This is a genomic window from Pseudoruminococcus sp. (genome assembly GCF_047012705.1).
In the GTDB taxonomy this organism is placed as follows: Bacteria; Bacillota; Clostridia; order Oscillospirales; family Acutalibacteraceae; genus Pseudoruminococcus.
This window is the reverse complement of sequence record NZ_JBKXNW010000009.1, coordinates 19223-37042: the sequence shown is the minus strand read 5'-3', so window position 1 is coordinate 37042 and position 17820 is coordinate 19223. Positions and strand designations below refer to the sequence as shown.

Annotated in this window: 14 protein-coding genes; 11 read left to right on the top strand and 3 right to left on the bottom strand. The window is 35.7% G+C overall.

Annotation, left to right across the window (positions count from 1 at the left end; all coding sequences use genetic code 11):
• Positions 1-16 precede the first annotated feature (16 nt).
• The 4 genes from tsaE (at position 17) to menD (ending at position 4513) form a co-directional block, all read left to right on the top strand.
• Entirely contained in the window at positions 17-439 is a 423-nt protein-coding gene (gene tsaE / locus ACLU24_RS09835) for a tRNA (adenosine(37)-N6)-threonylcarbamoyltransferase complex ATPase subunit type 1 TsaE (protein ID WP_412612355.1), read from the top strand.
• The gene (tsaB, locus tag ACLU24_RS09830) at positions 436-1146 is read left to right on the top strand and encodes a tRNA (adenosine(37)-N6)-threonylcarbamoyltransferase complex dimerization subunit type 1 TsaB (RefSeq protein ID WP_412612353.1); all 711 of its coding nucleotides are present in this window, start codon (positions 436-438) and stop codon (positions 1144-1146) included. The genes tsaE and tsaB overlap by 4 nt, the downstream gene beginning before the upstream one ends.
• Before the next feature lie 31 nt (positions 1147-1177).
• Positions 1178-1624, top strand: coding sequence for a ribose 5-phosphate isomerase B (gene rpiB / locus ACLU24_RS09825; RefSeq protein ID WP_412612352.1), 447 nt, complete (start codon positions 1178-1180; stop codon positions 1622-1624).
• A 141-nt stretch (positions 1625-1765) separates the two neighbouring features.
• Positions 1766-4513 (top strand): 2-succinyl-5-enolpyruvyl-6-hydroxy-3-cyclohexene-1-carboxylic-acid synthase, encoded by a 2748-nt coding sequence (gene menD, locus ACLU24_RS09820; RefSeq protein ID WP_412612351.1) that lies wholly within the window; start codon positions 1766-1768, stop codon positions 4511-4513.
• A gap of 93 nt (positions 4514-4606) precedes the next feature.
• On the opposite strand, the gene ACLU24_RS09815 is transcribed toward menD, so the two are convergent.
• Positions 4607-5827 (bottom strand): sporulation protein YqfD, encoded by a 1221-nt coding sequence (locus tag ACLU24_RS09815; RefSeq protein ID WP_412612350.1) that lies wholly within the window; start codon positions 5825-5827, stop codon positions 4607-4609.
• A 14-nt stretch (positions 5828-5841) separates the two neighbouring features.
• Positions 5842-6123: a YabP/YqfC family sporulation protein gene (locus tag ACLU24_RS09810; RefSeq protein ID WP_412612348.1), complete on the bottom strand. Its 282-nt coding sequence runs from the start codon at positions 6121-6123 to the stop codon at positions 5842-5844.
• A 303-nt stretch (positions 6124-6426) separates the two neighbouring features.
• Here ACLU24_RS09810 and recJ point away from each other — a divergent pair, with 303 nt between their 5' ends.
• From recJ to ACLU24_RS09780, 6 genes are all read left to right on the top strand, one after another.
• On the top strand, positions 6427-8472 hold the full coding sequence (gene recJ, locus ACLU24_RS09805; protein ID WP_412612347.1) for a single-stranded-DNA-specific exonuclease RecJ: 2046 nt from the start codon (positions 6427-6429) through the stop codon (positions 8470-8472).
• Between the two features lie 271 nt (positions 8473-8743).
• Positions 8744-10846, top strand: a complete 2103-nt coding sequence (locus ACLU24_RS09800; RefSeq protein WP_412612454.1) for a RelA/SpoT family protein — start codon at positions 8744-8746, stop codon at positions 10844-10846.
• Between the two features lie 23 nt (positions 10847-10869).
• Positions 10870-11328 (top strand): D-aminoacyl-tRNA deacylase, encoded by a 459-nt coding sequence (dtd, locus tag ACLU24_RS09795; protein ID WP_412612345.1) that lies wholly within the window; start codon positions 10870-10872, stop codon positions 11326-11328.
• A gap of 12 nt (positions 11329-11340) precedes the next feature.
• Positions 11341-11967, top strand: a complete 627-nt coding sequence (locus ACLU24_RS09790; protein ID WP_412612343.1) for an MBL fold metallo-hydrolase — start codon at positions 11341-11343, stop codon at positions 11965-11967.
• Positions 11968-12342: 375 nt separating this feature from the next.
• A complete protein-coding gene (locus ACLU24_RS09785; protein WP_412612342.1) occupies positions 12343-12786 on the top strand; it encodes a MarR family winged helix-turn-helix transcriptional regulator in 444 nt (147 codons plus the stop codon).
• Positions 12787-12788: 2 nt separating this feature from the next.
• Positions 12789-14126 (top strand): MATE family efflux transporter, encoded by a 1338-nt coding sequence (locus ACLU24_RS09780; protein ID WP_412612340.1) that lies wholly within the window; start codon positions 12789-12791, stop codon positions 14124-14126.
• 6 nt (positions 14127-14132) lie between these two features.
• Here ACLU24_RS09780 and asnB read toward each other — a convergent pair whose 3' ends face one another.
• Complete coding sequence (gene asnB, locus ACLU24_RS09775) at positions 14133-15971, bottom strand: asparagine synthase (glutamine-hydrolyzing) (protein ID WP_412612339.1); 1839 nt, start codon at positions 15969-15971, stop codon at positions 14133-14135.
• Between the two features lie 279 nt (positions 15972-16250).
• Here asnB and nagZ point away from each other — a divergent pair, with 279 nt between their 5' ends.
• On the top strand, positions 16251-17543 hold the full coding sequence (nagZ, locus tag ACLU24_RS09770) for a beta-N-acetylhexosaminidase (protein WP_412612338.1): 1293 nt from the start codon (positions 16251-16253) through the stop codon (positions 17541-17543).
• Positions 17544-17820 lie beyond the last annotated feature (277 nt).

Genomic DNA, 17820 nt, shown 5'->3' with positions numbered 1-17820 from the left:
TAGGAGTTGTTTGGATTTGGTTAAATTTATATCATCTTCGGCAAATGAAACCGAAAACATAGGAAAAAAGCTTGCAAAAAAACTGAAAGGCACTGAGGTTATAGCACTTTTTGGCGGACTCGGTGCAGGAAAAACAGCTTTTACAAGAGGCTTATCTGAGGGACTTGGTTTTGAGGATGGAGTTTCAAGCCCGACTTTTGCCTTGGTTCACGAGTATGAGGGGAAATTTCCAATTTTTCACTTCGATATGTATCGTGTTACAACATATGACGATTTATATTCAACGGGCTTTTTTGATTATATTGGTAACGGTATTTTGGTTATTGAATGGAGCGAAAATATCGAGGGCGTACTTCCGAATGATGCAATCAGAATTACTATTAAGCCGCTTTCAGAAAATGAAAGAGAGATTACAATAAGCGGGGTGGACATAGAATGATTATTTTAGCATTTGATTCTTCAGCGTCACCTGCATCTGTGGCACTATATGAGGACGGCTTTTTAAAAGGCGAGTTTTATATGAATACAAGCCTTACACATAGTCAGACGCTTATGCTTCTTGCAGAAAAGCTTCTTGAATTTACTAAAACTGATATTAAAGACGTTGATATTTTTGCGGTTGATGCAGGTCCTGGTTCATTTACCGGAGTAAGAATCGGAGTTTCGTGCGTAAAGGGAATGGCTATGGCTTTAGGAAAGCCTTGTGTATCAGTTTCAACGCTTGAAGCTATGGCGCAGAATTTCGAAATTTTCAACGGCTTGATTTGTGCAGTTATGGACGCAAGATGTTCACAGGTTTATAACGCACTTTTTATGGCGGATAACGGAAAGATAAGCCGTATATGTGAGGATAGGGCATTATCAATAGCAGAGCTTGAATCTGAACTTATGAATTTCAGCGATGGTGAAATAATGCTTGTCGGTGATGGTGCAAACATTTGCTTTGAAAATATGAAGCAAATTGAATATATAAAAATTGCGCCACAAAATCTCAGATATCAAAGAGCCTACGGAACGGCAGCTGTCGCTTATCAAAAGGCTCAAAACGGGGAAACAATTTCATCTGATGAGCTTGTACCTCTTTATTTGAGATTACCACAGGCAGAAAGAGAATTAAACGCAAGATTGAAAAACAGTTCAAAATAAAATCATATATTTAATAATGGAGGTTAATAAAATGATAGCACTTGGAGCAGACCACGGCGGTTACGAAATTAAAGAGGCAGTAAAAAAATATCTTGAGGAAAATGGTATTGAATATAAAGATTTCGGCACATACAGCACAGATTCTGTCGATTATCCAAGATATGCTTATCCGGTTGCTAAGGCTGTTGCCGCAAAGGAATGTGAACTTGGTATACTTTGCTGCGGAACAGGAATAGGAATTTCTATTGCGGCAAATAAAGTTAAGGGAATAAGAGCTGCTGTTTGCACAAACGAATTTTGTGCAGAGATGACAAGAAGACACAACGATGCAAATATCCTTTGTATGGGTGGTCGTGTTATCGACAGCGAAATGGCCGTTAAGCTTGCTGATATATTCCTTCATACTGAATTTGAGGGTGACAGACATATCAACAGACTTGCTCTTATTGAAAAGATAGAAAACGGTGAAGAAATTTAAAATTTTGCACATATTAAAAAATTATATATTTTTAACAATATTATTTAGTTCTTGCATTTTTTGAATAATTTTGTTATAATAATATGGATTTATGTTAACTCTTGATATTTATTAACTCGTGATATTTAAAGGAGTAGAAATATGGAAAAAGAAAAAAAATATGATGTTGGTATATTAGGCGTATGGACAGGTTGTAACTATGGTAGTATAATGACTTATTACGCTTTGAACAATGTTATTAAATCTCTTGGATATTCAGTATTGATGATAGATAAAATGCTGACAGGTTCACAACAGTCTGATGTTGAACATAAGATGACTCATTCCAGAAGATTTGCTGAGGAGCATTATGATATAAGTCCATCTTTGAAGAAGGATGAGTTTTATAAGCTGAACGATATGTGCGATACATTTGTTCTTGGTTCTGACCAGCTTTGGAATTATGGTATAAGCAAAAATTTCGATAAATTATTCTATCTTAGTTTTGCAGACGCAAGCAAGAAAAAGATTGCTTATGCAACATCTTTCGGACATTCTATAGACTTTGCACCGGATGATGAAAGAAGAATAATTTCTTCATATATGAAGCGTTTTGATGCAATTTCCTTGCGTGAAGATGATGGTGTAAAAATTTGTAAGGATATTTATGGTGTTGATTCAACTCAGGTTTTAGACCCTGTTTTCCTTGTCGACCCTGATACTGTTTATAAGCCGCTTGCAGAGAAATCTACACATCGTGAAACTGAACCTTTTATTGCTGCATATATTCTTGACCCTACTCCTGAAAAGAAACAGGCTTTGCTTCATATTTCAGAAAAGCTTGGCGGTATCAAGGTTATCAATCTTCTTGACGGTTTATTCTGGCTTTTTGATAAAAACAAAGAAAAAATGGATATGGATAACTGCATTGAAAATCTTCAGGTTGAAGATTGGCTCTATTATCTGAGCAATGCACAGTTTGTTGTAACAGATTCTTGCCACGGTGCAAGCTTTGCTATGATTTTCAAGAAGAATTTCATACCGATTACAAATAAGAGAAGAGGTTTCTCACGCTTTAATTCTCTTGCAAAGCTCTTTAATTTTAGAGAAAGACTTGTTACAGATGTAAGCAGAATTATGACAGACGATTCTCTTTTAGAGCCTATTGATTATAATGCTATTGATGAAATTATGGCAAAAGAGAAAGAAAGAAGTCTTAAATGGCTTAAAGATGCACTTGAAGCTAAAAAGGTTGTGAAAGAAGACGAGGATATTTCTAAATTATTGAAGCCTCTTCCAGAAGTTTCACAAGATTTTGCAAGATGTAAAATGCTTGTAACTTTGATTAAGCAATATCACATTAAACATATTGTTTTGTCATCAGGTTCTCGAAATCTCAATCTTGTAAGACTTTTTGAGGCTGACCCATATTTTAAGACATACAGTGTTATTGATGAGAGAAGTGCCGGATTCTTTGCTATGGGCTTGGCGTTAAAACTTAATCAGACGGTTGCAATGTGCTGCACATCCGGTACGGCTGCGTCTAACTATCTTACATCAGTTACAGAAGCATATTATCAGAATGTTCCGCTTGTTGTTATTACAGCCGACAGATATCCTTGCGTATTAGGTCAGAATGAAGACCAGACAATTCCTCAGACAGATATATATGCAGGAGTTGTTAAAAAGAGTGTTTCACTTCCTGTAACTGCTGGTCATATTGGCGATTGGGAATCCAGAAGAAAAATTTGTGAGGCTTTGCTTGAAGTTAATCACCATGGTAAAGGCCCTGTTCATATCAATGTTCCGATTGCAAGCATCGAGCGTTATAAGCCGGACCCAAGAGTTTTGAAGCTTGATAAAAGATTCAGAACTATTGAAAGAATTACTACTGCTGATGATGATAGTGTATGGCAGGCAAGAGTTGATAGACTTAAAGCTATGAGAAGAGTTCTCATTGTCTATTCTCAGAATCATCCACTTTCAGAGGAAGAAAAGCGTTCTGTTGAAGCATTTGCAGAAAAGTTTAACTGCGTTATTATTACAGACGCTATTTCTAACTATCATGGAAAGCACACTATTTTGTCTACACCTATACTTCGCCACTACGATAATGCAAAGTTTAATGATGAACTTTGGGCAGATATTGTTATTACTGTTGGCGGAAGACGCTCTCTTAACGACCCAATTCTTCCGAGATTAAGAGCACAAAGAAGAGCTCTTGGTCATTGGAGAGTTGCTGAAGATGGTTTAGTTGCTGATACTTATCGTAGACTTACAAGAATTTTTGAATGCTCACAGAAGTATTTCTTTGATAAATTTGTTGAGCTTGCAGGCGATAGCCATAATAATGGTGAGTATGAAGAAGCATGGAGAAATGCTCAGAAAGCACTTCCTTCTGAACATACAGAAAAATATTCACAGCTTTATGCTGTTGATAAACTTATCTCTAAGATTCCTGATAATTCGGTTCTTCACCTTGCTATCGGTTGTACAATAATGTTTGCTAATAGATTTGAAATAAATCCAACAGTAAATGTATTCTGCAATATGGGTACAAATGGTATCGATGGTTCGGCTTCAACATTTATGGGTCATGCGGAAGTAAGTAAAGAGCTTTGCTTCCTTATTATCAGTGACCTTAGCTTCTTCTATGATATGAATGCTATTTGGGATAAAAATCTTCGTGGCAATATAAGAATCATGCTTTGCAATAACTTTGGTACAAACTTGCTTAAGCATCACCAGAGTAATGCTATTACTCATGCACATGAAACATCTGCAAAGGGTTGGGTAAACTCTGTTGGCTTTAATTATATTTCTGCAAGAAACAAGGAAGAATTTGAAGAAGGTTTGAGTATTTTTACATCAGATGTAAATCAACCTATTTTCTTTGAAGTATTCTGCTGATAGTGTTTATTTAGAATAATATACTTATAATAAAATTTCAGACGGATAAAGGCTATTTAAGCTTTTATCCGTCTGATTTAATATAGAAAAATATCAGTTTTCTTCTTTTGACGGTTCATTACCATTTCCTTGGGTGATTGAACCGTCTATTTTTATTTCTTGCTGTATAGCAATATCTTCGATGCAGGTATATGTTCCTGTGAGAATAAGGTTTCCTTTAGAAATTTTTTGTGTATACTTTTTTGTATAGGATTTTGCATTATTCAAGTCGAAAGTTTCAAGAACAGAAAGTTGTTTTTCGGCAAGAGTGCGAGCCTGCTTTTCTGTGCGTTTAACTTCCATATTCTCATATATATTATAATTTTCTGTTGTAACTTTAATAGGCAACTGGGTGCCGAAAAGTTCAATATTTTCATTTTTTACCTGAGTAGAAATATAGCCGTCTGGTGTTCCATAAATGCTTATCGGAAAACTACACCAGAGTAGAGAAAGACTTTTTTTATATGTATTGAAATCACTCTTTTTAAGAATAGTTTCTTTAAGCGGAACACTTACTGAAAGGGTTTTCTTGGTTTGTGCATAGATTTTTGCGTCGGAATGTTTGAGCTTAAATCCTCCTACATCATATTCCAAAATTCCGCTTACCAGCATTTGCCCCTTGACAACAGCTTCTCCGATTTTAACAGAGGGCTTGCCTTCACCGGCTTCAATACCGGTTATAACTCCATCTGAGCTTGCTATAATATTTGATGGTGTTTTGTCTGTTGGAGCTTTTTTGTCAACTCTCGGACTAAGTTCTATATTTACAAGAGTTCCGGTTATATTTATAGAAATCCAAGCAATATTATCCATATCCATAGTCGTTTGTTGTTCTATATCTTGAATGTTTATATCCGAAATTTTAGCACCTTCATAAAGTCCAAGAGAACGCAATTCTTCTCTTAGTTCATATTCGTTGATACTTCCACTTGTATTGATATTTATATTCCAGATAAAGCTCGAAAGTATGATTGAAATTGCAATATAAAGTATCGCACCGATAAGCAGACCAATTCTGATTTTATATTGAGATATTATAAATGGCAAACCGCCTTTTTTTGTACATTTCAAGGTAAGCTCGCAGCGTTTTGCAAAGGGTCGCAGAAGTTTATATTCTCTTGCGAAAACATAAGCTGTAAGAGAATTACTATCGGAACGCATCCCCCAAAGCCGTATACCATTTTTCATAGTCATATTTAGTAGGCGTTCCGGAAATTTACCTTTGGCATTAAATTTTGCATAGCCGGAAAACCATCTTAAAAATCTAAGTATCAAGAAAATTTCCCCTTTTATCTGACATACTCGACAGAGCTTATATAGCCTTCAATGACCATAGAAGAATCCGACATACAGCGAATAAAAAGCCCCCGCCCCTTAAAGGCAACAATCATTTTGCCTGTGCTGACTTTTATGCAACATTCGTTATATTCAAGTATGCCGCTGCTGCCGTCAATAATAGCCTCACGATTGCTGTTTATTTCTATATGTACAGAGCTTTTGACAATTCCATATGGAAGCCCAAACCCACCGAATAAGCGAGGCTTTAATTCATCATTTTTCTTTTTTTTCATAATAAGCCACCTCGCTGTTTGTTCTTATATATGTTTATGCTTTTGATTGTCTGAAAATCACTACAAAAAGGTAAGATTATTGACACAACGGGCGAATACTATATTTAGTGAATAGATTTTCCAAAAAGACACTTAAAGTTTTAGGTCTTAGAAAAGTGCGTTAGATAAGTGGTGATTTTGCTATTTACGATGAAATTCTTTTTGGTATAAAATATTGAAAAAAATCTAGAAAAATGGTAAAATCATATATTATAAAAAATTAGGAAAGAGTTTATATTTAAAGGGTTTTGTGGCGGTGCAGTGATGAAAGATTGGATTATTACAGAAAATGATAAGCTCAAGGCTAAAGAGCTTGCAAAACAAAGCGGTATCCCGCCGTTTTTGGCAATGCTGCTTTCCTCAAGAGGAATTGATACAGTAGAAAAAACAGGAGTTTTTCTTTCTAATGATGCAGAACTTTCCGACCCTATGCTTATTAAGGATATGGATATTGCGTGTGAAAGAATAAAAAAAGCTGTTCTTTCTTATGAAAAAATATGCGTATATGGCGATTATGATTGTGATGGTGTTACAGCTACAGCTATTCTTTTTTCATATCTTGAATCTGTTTTTGCTAATGTGATGTATTATATTCCTACTCGTGAGGGTGATGGCTATGGCCTTAATAAAAATGCAATAACAAAACTCAAAAATCAAGGAGTAAGCTTAATAATCACTGTTGATAATGGTATAGCCGCCGTTGACGAAGTAGATTATGCAAGTTCTCTTGGAATAGATACAATCATAACAGACCACCACAGACCACTTGATGTTCTTCCTAAAGCTGTTGCAGTAGTAGACCCGCATAGAGCCGATTGCGGGTCACCATATAAAATGTATTGCGGAGCAGGAATAGCACTTAAACTCGTTGCCGCTCTCGAGGGCGGAGATTTCTTCACAGCACTTGAAAATTACTCGGATTTAGCCGCCTTAGGAACAATCGCAGATTTAGTTCCTGTTGATGGTGAAAATAGAATTATAATAAAATATGGTTTAAATTCTCTTGCAGTTTCTGAAAGAATTGGTTTATCAGCATTGTTTGAAAAGGCGGGGATAAATGTAGATAAGCTTTCCGCAGGAACAGTTGCATTTTCAGTTGCACCGAGAATAAATGCCGCGGGCAGAATGAGTACAGCAGAATCTGCATTAAAGCTTTTGCTTACCGAAGACCCAGACGAAGCAGAACAGCTTGCAGAAAAACTTTGCAAAGAAAATAATCAACGCAAAGATATAGAAACAAATATTTCTAATGATATAGATAATATTATCGCTGAACACCCCGAATATCTTCTTGATAGAGTCGTTGTAGTTTATGGAGAAAATTGGCATCACGGAGTTATAGGAATTGCCTCGGCGAGAATGACAGAACGAATAGGAAAGCCGGTTATAATAATTTCTACCGAAAATGGAGAATCTCGCGGTTCGGGTAGAAGTATCAAAGGATTTTCGCTGTGCGACGCTATTTTTGAATGTGGAGATTTGCTGACAAAATATGGTGGTCACCCGATGGCAGTTGGATTTAGCATAGAAAAAGAAAATATCTCTGAATTTAGACGAAGAATAAACGAATATGCCAAGACCTGTGAAGAAGCAATTCCCTCGGTTAATATTGAATGTAAGTTGAAACCTGAAGCTATTTCAGTTTCGGCGGCAAAGCAAATTGCCTTACTTGAACCTTTTGGTTTTGGAAACGCCAAGCCCGTATTTGCACTTTGTGATATGAGGCTTGATAAAATTACAGAAATGGGTGGAGGTAAGCATCTAAGACTTTCACTGAGTCGTGGAAAAGCAAGAATAAGTGTATTAAAGTTTTCTACAACTTTTGATGAGTTTTATTATAAGGAGGGCGATATAATAGATGTCGCCGTTACTCTTGACGAAAATGTTTATATGGGGCAAGAAACAGTTTCAATTATTGCTCGTGAAATAAAGCTTTCTGAAAATGATAATAAGGCTTTGCTTCTTGAGCAAAGAAATTACGAAGCGTTTTTGAGGGGTGAAACTCTTAATAAAACATTTCTTGCAGATAATATTCCAACAAGAGAAGAATTTGCTGTTGTTTATAGATATATAAGAGCGTCTAAGGATAATGCTTATTTGCCGGAAATCTTAATGCACAGACTTAATATGAAAATAAGCCTTTTTAAACTGCTGTTGATTCTTGATATAATGAAAGAATTATATCTTATAACAATGAACTCTAATGGTGGAGTTTATTATATAACAATAAATAATGTCAGCGGTAAGGTAGATATAAATGCCTCTAAGCTGCTTAGAAAAATGAAGGAGTGTGCTGGTTATGGAAGATAAGAAAAAAAATATTACGGAAACTAAAGGCGACGAGTCTGAGTGTAAATCCGAACAAAATCCTGAACCAAAACCTAATGAAAATTCTGAGCAAAAATCAGAGCCTGAATCTAAGGGGAATTCCGAAAAGAAATCTGAGCTTGCTATAATCGCAGAGGAGGTTCCTGCTGATATTACAAAGGAAAATTGCGGAATTGTAAGTAAAGATTTAGAATTTTATAAGGATTTCAACGACCTTGTGGAGCTTATAAATCAAAGTGACCATGTTTATGATATGGATTTAATCAATAAGGCATATCGCGTTGCACTGAAAGAGCATGGCCATCAAAGACGCTCTTCCGGTATACCCTATATTTTCCACCCAGTTTCTGTGGCATATATTCTCGTACAGCTTGGTATGGATAACGAATCCGTTGCCGCTGCACTTTTACACGATGTTGTAGAGGATACACCAGTTACCCTTGATGAAATCCGTAAAGAATTTGGCGATGAAATAGCTGAACTTATTGATGGTGTTACAAAGCTCGGTAAAATCCCATATTCTTCGAGAGAAGTACAGCAGGCAGAGAATATTCGTAAAATGCTTATGGCTATGGCAAAGGATATTCGTGTTATTATCATAAAGCTTGCTGACAGACTTCATAATATGCGTACAATCGAATGTATGAAGGAACAGCATAGGCGTGATAAGGCTCTTGAAAATATGGAGGTTTATGCTCCTATAGCACATAGACTTGGTATTCGTGCTATCAAGGAAGAGATGGAGGATTTATCCATACGCTACCTTGACCCTGTTGGCTATCGTGAGATTGAGGACGCTATTGCCCTCAAGAAAGAAGATAGAAAGCAGTTTATTCAGGATACAATCAAGATGCTCCACGAGCGTCTTGACCCCGATATTCCGAATGTTTATATTGAGGGCAGAGTTAAGAGTATTCATGGAATATATCGTAAAACCTTTATGAAGGGCAAAAATATGGACCAGATTTATGATATTTTTGCTGTTAGAGTTATAGTTGATACTGTTATCGATTGCTATAATGTTCTCGGTGTAGTTCATGACTTGTTTACTCCGCTTCCTAATAGATTTAAGGACTATATTTCCACTCCTAAGCCAAATATGTATCAATCATTGCATACTACTGTTATCGGTAAGGACGGCATTCCGTTTGAGATTCAGATAAGAACATGGGAGATGCATTATACTGCCGAATATGGTATCGCAGCACACTGGAAATATAAGCTCGGTATTTCCGGTAAGAATGATTCTCTTGATGATAGGCTTGCTTGGATTCGCAAAATGCTTGAAAATCAGAGTGATGATGACGCCACCGATATTGTTCGTACAATTAAGATGGATTTAGTTCCTGAGGAAGTTTTTGTATTTACTCCAAAGGGCGATATTATCAGCCTTCCAACTGGCGCAACGGTAATCGATGTTGCTTATGCCATTCATACTGAGGTTGGTAACAGAATGATTGGTGCAAAAGTTGATAAGCGAATTGTACCGATTGATTATAAGGTTAAGAATGGCGAAATCGTAGAAATTATTACTACTAAGGAAAATGGTTGTCCAAAAAGAGATTGGCTTAATATTGTACGCACAAGCGAGGCAAAGAGTAAGATTCGTTCTTGGTTTAAAAAGGAAAAGCGAGAAGAGAATATTATTGAGGGTAAAGCACAGCTTGACGCAGAGCTTAGAAGACTTAATATTGATATTCCGTCTGATGAACTTGAACATTTCCTTTTCGAGATTATAAAGCGTCAAAATTGCAAAAATCTTGATGATTTCTATGCTTCAATCGGGTATGGCGGTATCCAGCTTTGGAGAATTATGCCGAGAATCAAGGAAGAATATGTTAAGCATTATGAAAAACACGATAAACCTGATATGCCTCAAATTACAGAGGTTGCCAAGAAGAAAGTAAGTAACGGTGTTATCGTTAGCGGAATTGATGATTGTCTTGTCAAATTCTCAAAGTGCTGTAATCCACTTCCGGGCGATGATATTATCGGCTTTATCACAAGGGGCTACGGCGTTTCTATACATAAAAAGTCTTGTACAAATGTTCCGAAGGATATAAAGAACGCACCTGAGCCGCAGCGTTGGGTTAAAGTAAAATGGGCAGGAGATGTCAGAGAAAGCTTCCAGACTACTTTACAGATTATTGCTGTTGATAGAACAGGACTTCTTGCTGATGTTGCTAATCAGCTTTCGAGTCTGCATATATTCATTCACAGTCTTTCCTCAAGAGAGGCTAAGGACGGAATGGCAATTATAGAGGTGACTATAACTATTAACAGTATAGACCACCTAAAGAGCATAATTTCAAGGCTTAATACTATAAAAGGTGTTTCGTCTATTGGCAGAGTTTAAAAAAATATATTGGAGTGAAATAATTGAAAGCTGTAATTCAAAGAGTAACCAATGCTTCTGTCACTGTTGATGGCGATGTTAAGGGAAGTATCGAGAGCGGATTTCTTATACTTCTCGGAGTAGAAAATGGTGACGATGAATCCGAGGCAAAAACTCTTGCTGCAAAAATTGCAGGACTTAGAATATTCACAGATGAAAACGACAAAATGAATCTTTCACTTTTGGATATTGACGGTTCAGCACTTGTTATATCTAATTTTACGCTTTGTGCAGACGCAAGAAAGGGCAGACGCCCAAATTTTACAAATGCAGCTATGCCTGATATTGCAAATCCGCTTTATGAATATTTTTGTGAATGTTTGCATGAAAATGGCGTCAAAAAGGTAGAAAAGGGAGTTTTCGGTGCTGATATGAAAGTACAGCTTTTGAACGATGGTCCTGTAACGCTTGTGATAGACTCAAAAGAACTTGCAAAGCATTAAGGAGGTTTTCTGATGAATGTTGAAACTTTTGCAGTCGGTATTATGCCTACAAATTGTTATGTTTTAACTGATGATATTGGTTTGGGACTCATAGTTGACCCAGCTGCACCATCAAAAGAGCTTAATAAACGAATAGATGATTTTGCCGAGGGACAAGTTAAATATATTTTGCTGACTCATGGACATTTCGACCATATAGGTTATGCTGATGAGCTTCGTCAGAAAACCGGTGCAAAAATTGTTATTTATAATGGTGAAGAAAAATTTCTGCATAATTCCGGCTTGAATCTTTCTTCGTTTATGGGTGGCTTGAAGATTCAACCTTTTGATGCGGATATTATTGTAAATGATGAAGAAGAAATTCCATTTGGTGAAAATAGGATTAAAGTTATTCATACTCCCGGTCATACGGCTGGAAGCTGTTGCTATATGATTGATGATATACTTTTTACCGGTGATACTCTTATGACTGGTTCTATGGGAAGAACTGATTTTCCGACAGGCAGCTATAATGAAATTTTGCAATCATTGAAAAGACTAAGAAATCTTACTGGTGATTATAAGGTTTATTGTGGTCATGGTCCTGCAACTATGCTTGAGCATGAGAGGAAAACAAATCCTTGTATGATGAATGTTTAAAATTAAATATGGATAAAAAATAAAATGTATCGGGCTGAACTTCCGCTATTCGGCCCGATACATTTTTAGGTAAAAACTGATGAAATTTTTAATAGTATTATAGCTCCAAAAGTCTACAAACTATTTTATTACATTATATCATAAAAAATCTAAATTTCTATAAACTGGTAAGAAAAGTGCATTTTCTGGTAAACTTTGTTCAAAAAAATGATTTTAGAGATTTATAAAATAAAAATTATTAAGTTAATGTGATTTTTAAAACGCATAAAAATCCAAAAAAATTTTGAGCAATCTTGACTTATAGATAAATTATACATATAATAAAGCTATAATCCCATATGGGATTATAGCTTTTCACTTGAAAGAGAGTAGTATATGGATAGTCAAACTTTAAAACTGTTTAATGAGCTTAACCGAGCAATGATAAAATGCAGAGGGGCATATTCTGAATGGTCGAAAAAACATAATATCAGCTATAACGAAATGCTTGTGCTTTATACCTTGCGTGAATTTGGTTTTTGTACACAAAAGCAGATTTGTGATAGTTATATGATTCCAAGACAGACTATAAATCATACCATTTCATTAATGCGTTCTAACGAGCTTCTTGAACTTAGTTCAGATTATAGTAGAGGCAGAGAAAAAGCTTTTGTTTTGACAGAAAAGGGAAAGCTTTATGCAGAGCCACTTTTAAATTCGCTAAATAAATTAGAGGAAAAGACGGTTGAATCTATTAGTGAAAATAAAATATCTACTATGACAAAATTAGTTTTAGAATTTGATAATGCACTGGGTTTGTCTTTGAATGAGGAGGTATAAATATGAAAAAGGAGCTTTCTGAAAGTGCTTTTTTTGGTACCGAAAAAATCGGAAAAATACTTCTTAAATTAGCTCCGCCCGTAATGCTTGCACAGCTTATACAGGCGCTATACAATATTGTTGATAGCTTTTTTGTGGGAAAATATTCCGAAGATGCACTCACAGCCTTGACGGTTATATATCCAATGCAGCTTATTATAATAGCTTTAGCCGTTGGAACCGGTGTTGGTGTTAATACCTATATGGCAAGAAAATTTGCTCAGGATAAATCAAAGGACGCCTATAATGCCGCAGGAACAGGCACGGTTATTGAGTTTACGATATGGGCAATTTTTGCGATTATTTCGGTTTCAATTATGCGGCCATATGTTATGACCTCGGCTACATCAGATCAGGCGATAACAGATGCGGTGACTTATGGAAATATAGTTTGCATAGGGAGCATAGGTGCATTTTTAGAAGGAAACTGGACAAAGGTTCATCAATCACAGGGTAATATGCGTTTACCAATGATAGCACAGATTGCAGGTGCTTTGACAAATATAGTTTTAGACCCGATTTTGATTTTCGGACTTGGCCCTATACCCGAAATGGGTGTTGCCGGAGCGGCATATGCAACTGTATGCGGTCAGATACTCGCTGCAATTATTACAGGAGTTAAAGGCTATTATAAACCGCCAAAACTAAGAGAAATGAAACACTACATAAAGAGAATATTCTATTATGGTTATTCATCAATTATTATGCAGCTTTTATATACAGTTTATATACTCGCTTTGAATATAATTCTTGCAGGATTTTCTGATTCAGCAGTTACAGTTTTAGGCTTATATTATAAGATGCAGAGCTTTTTCTTTATACCGCTTTTTGGTTTGCAAACTTGTATAGTTCCGGTTATAAGCTTTAATTTTGCAAGAAAGGAATATTTACGCTGTAAGCGAATTATGACTGATTCCTTCGTAATATCGGCGATTTTTATGATTGTTGGAATGGTAGCATTTTTATTTTTCCCAAGAGAAATGATAAATTTGTTTTCAGATAGTCAAGAAGTTCATTCGATAGGTTCAATAGCATTTCCTATTATAGGAACAAGCTTTATTTTTGCAGTTTTTTCGCTTATGATGCCGATATTTTTTCAGGCGATAGGAGATGGCAAAACAAGTATGCTGCTATCAATAACAAGACAGATATTATGCTTGATTCCAACATTCTGGTTATTTTCGCTTATCGGCTTGAATTACACATGGATAGCCTTTCCTGTTTCGGAATTTATCTCAGGCGGAATAGGTTTAATACTCTATAAAAAACGAATGAAATCGCTGCAACTAAAAACAGCCTGAAAATTTTTATATTTCTATCTGGATATTATAAGTTCTCAGCCAAAAGTCCGTCTGAATGATATAGCTTAAAATTTGTGGTGCTTTCATAAGTTGACCATACCAAGGAGAGGTAATACTTTCAGGATTTTCGATAATATTTTCTACGGCATTTTTATCTATAATGTCGTAAAGTGGAGAGCTTTTGTCATTCAGAACCTTTCTTACAGCGGAAACGGCAAGTTTAAAGTAAAGTGGATTATGAGTCTTTGGATAAGGGCTTTTCTTTCGCCAGACTATTTCATCAGGCAATAAACCCTCAAAAGCTTTTCGCACAATGCCTTTCTCTCTGCCATTAAGGCTCTTTAACTCCCAAGGCATATTATAAGCATACTCAACAATTCGATAATCACAGAATGGTACTCTTACTTCTAATCCTGAATACATCGACATTCGGTCTTTACGGTCGAGAAGTGTTTGCATAAACCAATCAAGATTTAGCTTGAACATCTCACGCATACGGCGATCAAGATTGCTTTCACCATCAAGCTTTTCAGCGCTTTGACAAGTGGTAAGATATCTTTCACGAACATATTCGTCCCCATTTTTAAGCAAGCCGTTTTTGAGAATTGAATGTCTTATATCGAGTGAGCGTGACCAAGGGAAGGTATCTTCAAATAATATATCTTTGTTATGATACCAAGGATAGCCACCGAAAATCTCGTCTGCACATTCACCAGAAAGTGCGACCTTGAAATCCTTTTTAACTGCTTTGCAGAAAAGAAGCAGTGAGGAATCAACATCTGTCATACCCGGCAAATCTCTTGCAAGAGTTGAAGCATAAAGCGCATCAAAAAGCTCAGAATTATCAATGAGAATATTTCTGTGTTCGGAACCTATTGCAGTAGAAATTAGGTCTATAAAGTCGCTGTCAGGCGTCGGCTGAAAAAGACTTTTCTGGAAGTATTTTTCATTATCTTTGTAGTCGACAGAATAAGTTGTGAGTGTGCCAAGCCTGTTTTTTCGATAATAGTTTGATGCAACATAGGAAATTATGCTTGAATCAAGTCCACCGGAAAGAAATGTGCAGAGCGGAACATCGGATACTAACTGTCGTTCAATAGAATCTGTAATGAGTTCACGAATATGCTCAATGGTTTGCTTTTCGTTATCTCTATGTTCATAGGCTCTTAGCGTGAAATATTTCTGTTTACGAATTTCCTTTCCGTTATAGGTTGCACATTCACCGGGCAAAAGTTCCTTTATGCCTTTTATAACGCCAAAGCCTGATGTTCTTGCAGGACCAAGCAGAAAAACTTCATATAAGCCCTGTTCGTCAATTTTTGGTTCAACAATAGGATTTTTGAGCAAGGTCTTTATTTCAGAGGCAAAGAGAAAACCGTTTTCGTATTTATAATAGAAAAGTGGTTTTACACCGATTCTGTCACGAGCGAGAAAAAGCCTTTGTTCATCATCGTCCCAGACGGCAAAAGCAAAGATGCCATTAAGTTTTTCTACACATTTAGTTCCCCAACAAAGATATGCAGTGAGTACAACTTCGGTATCGCTATGACCGAAAAAGCTGAAACCCTTTGAGCGAAGTTCACTCATAATTTCGGGCGAGTTGTAAATTTCGCCATTATATACGATAGTACAAATTCTGCCTTTATAGGCTTTTGTCATAGGTTGTTTGCCGCTTTCTATATCTATAATGCTAAGTCTTCTATGAATAAGACAAAGATTTTTTCTCATAAAGATTCCGTCTTCATCAGGACCACGATTTTTAAGACTTAAACTCATATTGTCGATAATATGTTTATGCTCGTTTAATGTATTAGTTTTATCGAACCAACCTGCGATACCACACATAAAATCACTCCTTTAAATACAGTATATGCATATTTCAAAAAATATTGCTTATGGGCGGCGAGCCGCCGCACCCAAGACGCGAAATCGCTCGACAAGTCTCGCTCGTAGTGGGTATGGGAAGTTTTTTATCGCGGATAATGAAATTCCCAATGAACTACCGATTAGCTGATGAACTTATCTAAAACAATTAAAAGTTTTGCTCGAACCTTTTTAAGGGTCGGTAATTTCTTTAACCGAGTTAATAAACTTTAAATTATTAAAAATTAGGAGAAATTTAAAATGAAAAAATTAAAAACAATATCAGCCTTATTGGCTGTAATGATTTTATTGAGTGCATTTTCTGCTTGTTCTGGGAATGACACTCAAAGTGTCGAATCTTCAAAAGAAAGTTCTTTAGATAATGTTTCTATTGAAAGTTCTCAAAGCTCAAAAGCTGAAGAAAGTCTTGCTTCAAGACAGGAAAGTTCTTTAGTTGAAAGCTCAAATAAAGAAACTGATGAAATTTCTGAGAAAATTTCTAAAATGAGCCTTGATGAAAAGATAGGACAAATGTTAATGGTTGGAATAGATGGAACAGAAGTTGATGATGATTTCAAAGAATTTGCAGAGGAATATAAGTTTGGAACAGTCATTCTTTTTGGCAAGAATATTACAAGTGCAGAACAGCTTGTTAATTTTACTAATTCTATAAAATCAACCGCAGGAGATATACCGTATATCATAGGTATGGACGAGGAGGGCGGTCTTGTTACAAGATTACCAGATGATGTTTTGAGTATGCCGGCAGCATTAACTATTGCAGGCTCGGAAGATACTGAATATTGCTATAATGCAGGTTATCAGATAGGAACACAGATTACTTCCTTTGGACTTCATACAGGTTTTTCGCCTGTACTTGATATATGGAGCAATCCTGATAATACGGTTATCGGAAACAGAGCATATGGAAAAACTTCTGATGATGTATGTAAATATGGTATTGCAGATATGCTTGGCTTAAAAGCATCGGGAGCAATTCCGGTTGCAAAGCATTTTCCCGGACACGGTGATACTGAAACAGATTCGCACTATGGGCTTCCACTTGTTACAAAAACAAAAGAAGAACTTTGGCAAAGCGAGCTTTTGCCATTTAAGAGTGCTATAGAAAATGGTGTTCCTATGATAATGGCGGCACATATTTTGTGTACGGAATTAGATGAAAAATATCCTGCAAGTATGTCAAAGAATATTATTACAGATTTACTTCGTGACGAAATGGGTTTTGAAGGAGTTGTAATAACTGATGACCTTACTATGGGGGCAATAAGCGAAAGTTATTCTTTTGGTGACGCAGCGGTTTTATCGATAAATGCCGGTTGCGATATTCTTTCAATATGTTTTGGAGAAGATAATGTAAAACAAGCATTTACGGCTATAAAAGAAGCTGTTAAAAATGGCGATATTACAGAGGAAAGAATAAACGAATCTGTGAGGCGAATATTAAAGCTTAAAGAAGATTATAATGTAACTTCTGAAAGTGTTGAAATGCCTGATGTAGATGAGCTTAATTCCAAAACGGCTAAATTTCAATAAATAATTAATAAAGATTCTCAGCATGAATTTTTTTAAAAATTTGCTGGGAATTTTTTATTTTGATAAATAAAATAAAAAAATCAAATGGGGTTAGTTATAAATAATTATGTTATATAAAATTATTTAATATATAACTTAATTACTTAAAATTTTTTATATATAAAATAGTTTGTATAAATTTTACAATTTTAGAAATATATTGACAATAAAGTGTACTAATGATATAATACACATATCAAATGATATTCTTGCTATGTTGTGCTAATAGTATTGAAAA

What these genes read in the sequence shown, in the direction of transcription:
- rpiB (WP_412612352.1), top strand. Translation starts at nt 1,178, where the DNA reads ATGATAGCACTTGGAGCAGACCACGGCGGTTACGAAATTAAAGAGGCA.
- menD (WP_412612351.1), top strand. Translation starts at nt 1,766, where the DNA reads ATGGAAAAAGAAAAAAAATATGATGTTGGTATATTAGGCGTATGGACA.
- nagZ (WP_412612338.1), top strand. Translation starts at nt 16,251, where the DNA reads ATGAAAAAATTAAAAACAATATCAGCCTTATTGGCTGTAATGATTTTA.
- asnB (WP_412612339.1), bottom strand. Translation starts at nt 15,971, where the DNA reads ATGTGTGGTATCGCAGGTTGGTTCGATAAAACTAATACATTAAACGAG.
- ACLU24_RS09780 (WP_412612340.1), top strand. Translation starts at nt 12,789, where the DNA reads ATGAAAAAGGAGCTTTCTGAAAGTGCTTTTTTTGGTACCGAAAAAATC.
- ACLU24_RS09810 (WP_412612348.1), bottom strand. Translation starts at nt 6,123, where the DNA reads ATGAAAAAAAAGAAAAATGATGAATTAAAGCCTCGCTTATTCGGTGGG.
- tsaB (WP_412612353.1), top strand. Translation starts at nt 436, where the DNA reads ATGATTATTTTAGCATTTGATTCTTCAGCGTCACCTGCATCTGTGGCA.
- ACLU24_RS09800 (WP_412612454.1), top strand. Translation starts at nt 8,744, where the DNA reads ATGGATTTAATCAATAAGGCATATCGCGTTGCACTGAAAGAGCATGGC.
- ACLU24_RS09790 (WP_412612343.1), top strand. Translation starts at nt 11,341, where the DNA reads ATGAATGTTGAAACTTTTGCAGTCGGTATTATGCCTACAAATTGTTAT.
- ACLU24_RS09785 (WP_412612342.1), top strand. Translation starts at nt 12,343, where the DNA reads ATGGATAGTCAAACTTTAAAACTGTTTAATGAGCTTAACCGAGCAATG.
- recJ (WP_412612347.1), top strand. Translation starts at nt 6,427, where the DNA reads ATGAAAGATTGGATTATTACAGAAAATGATAAGCTCAAGGCTAAAGAG.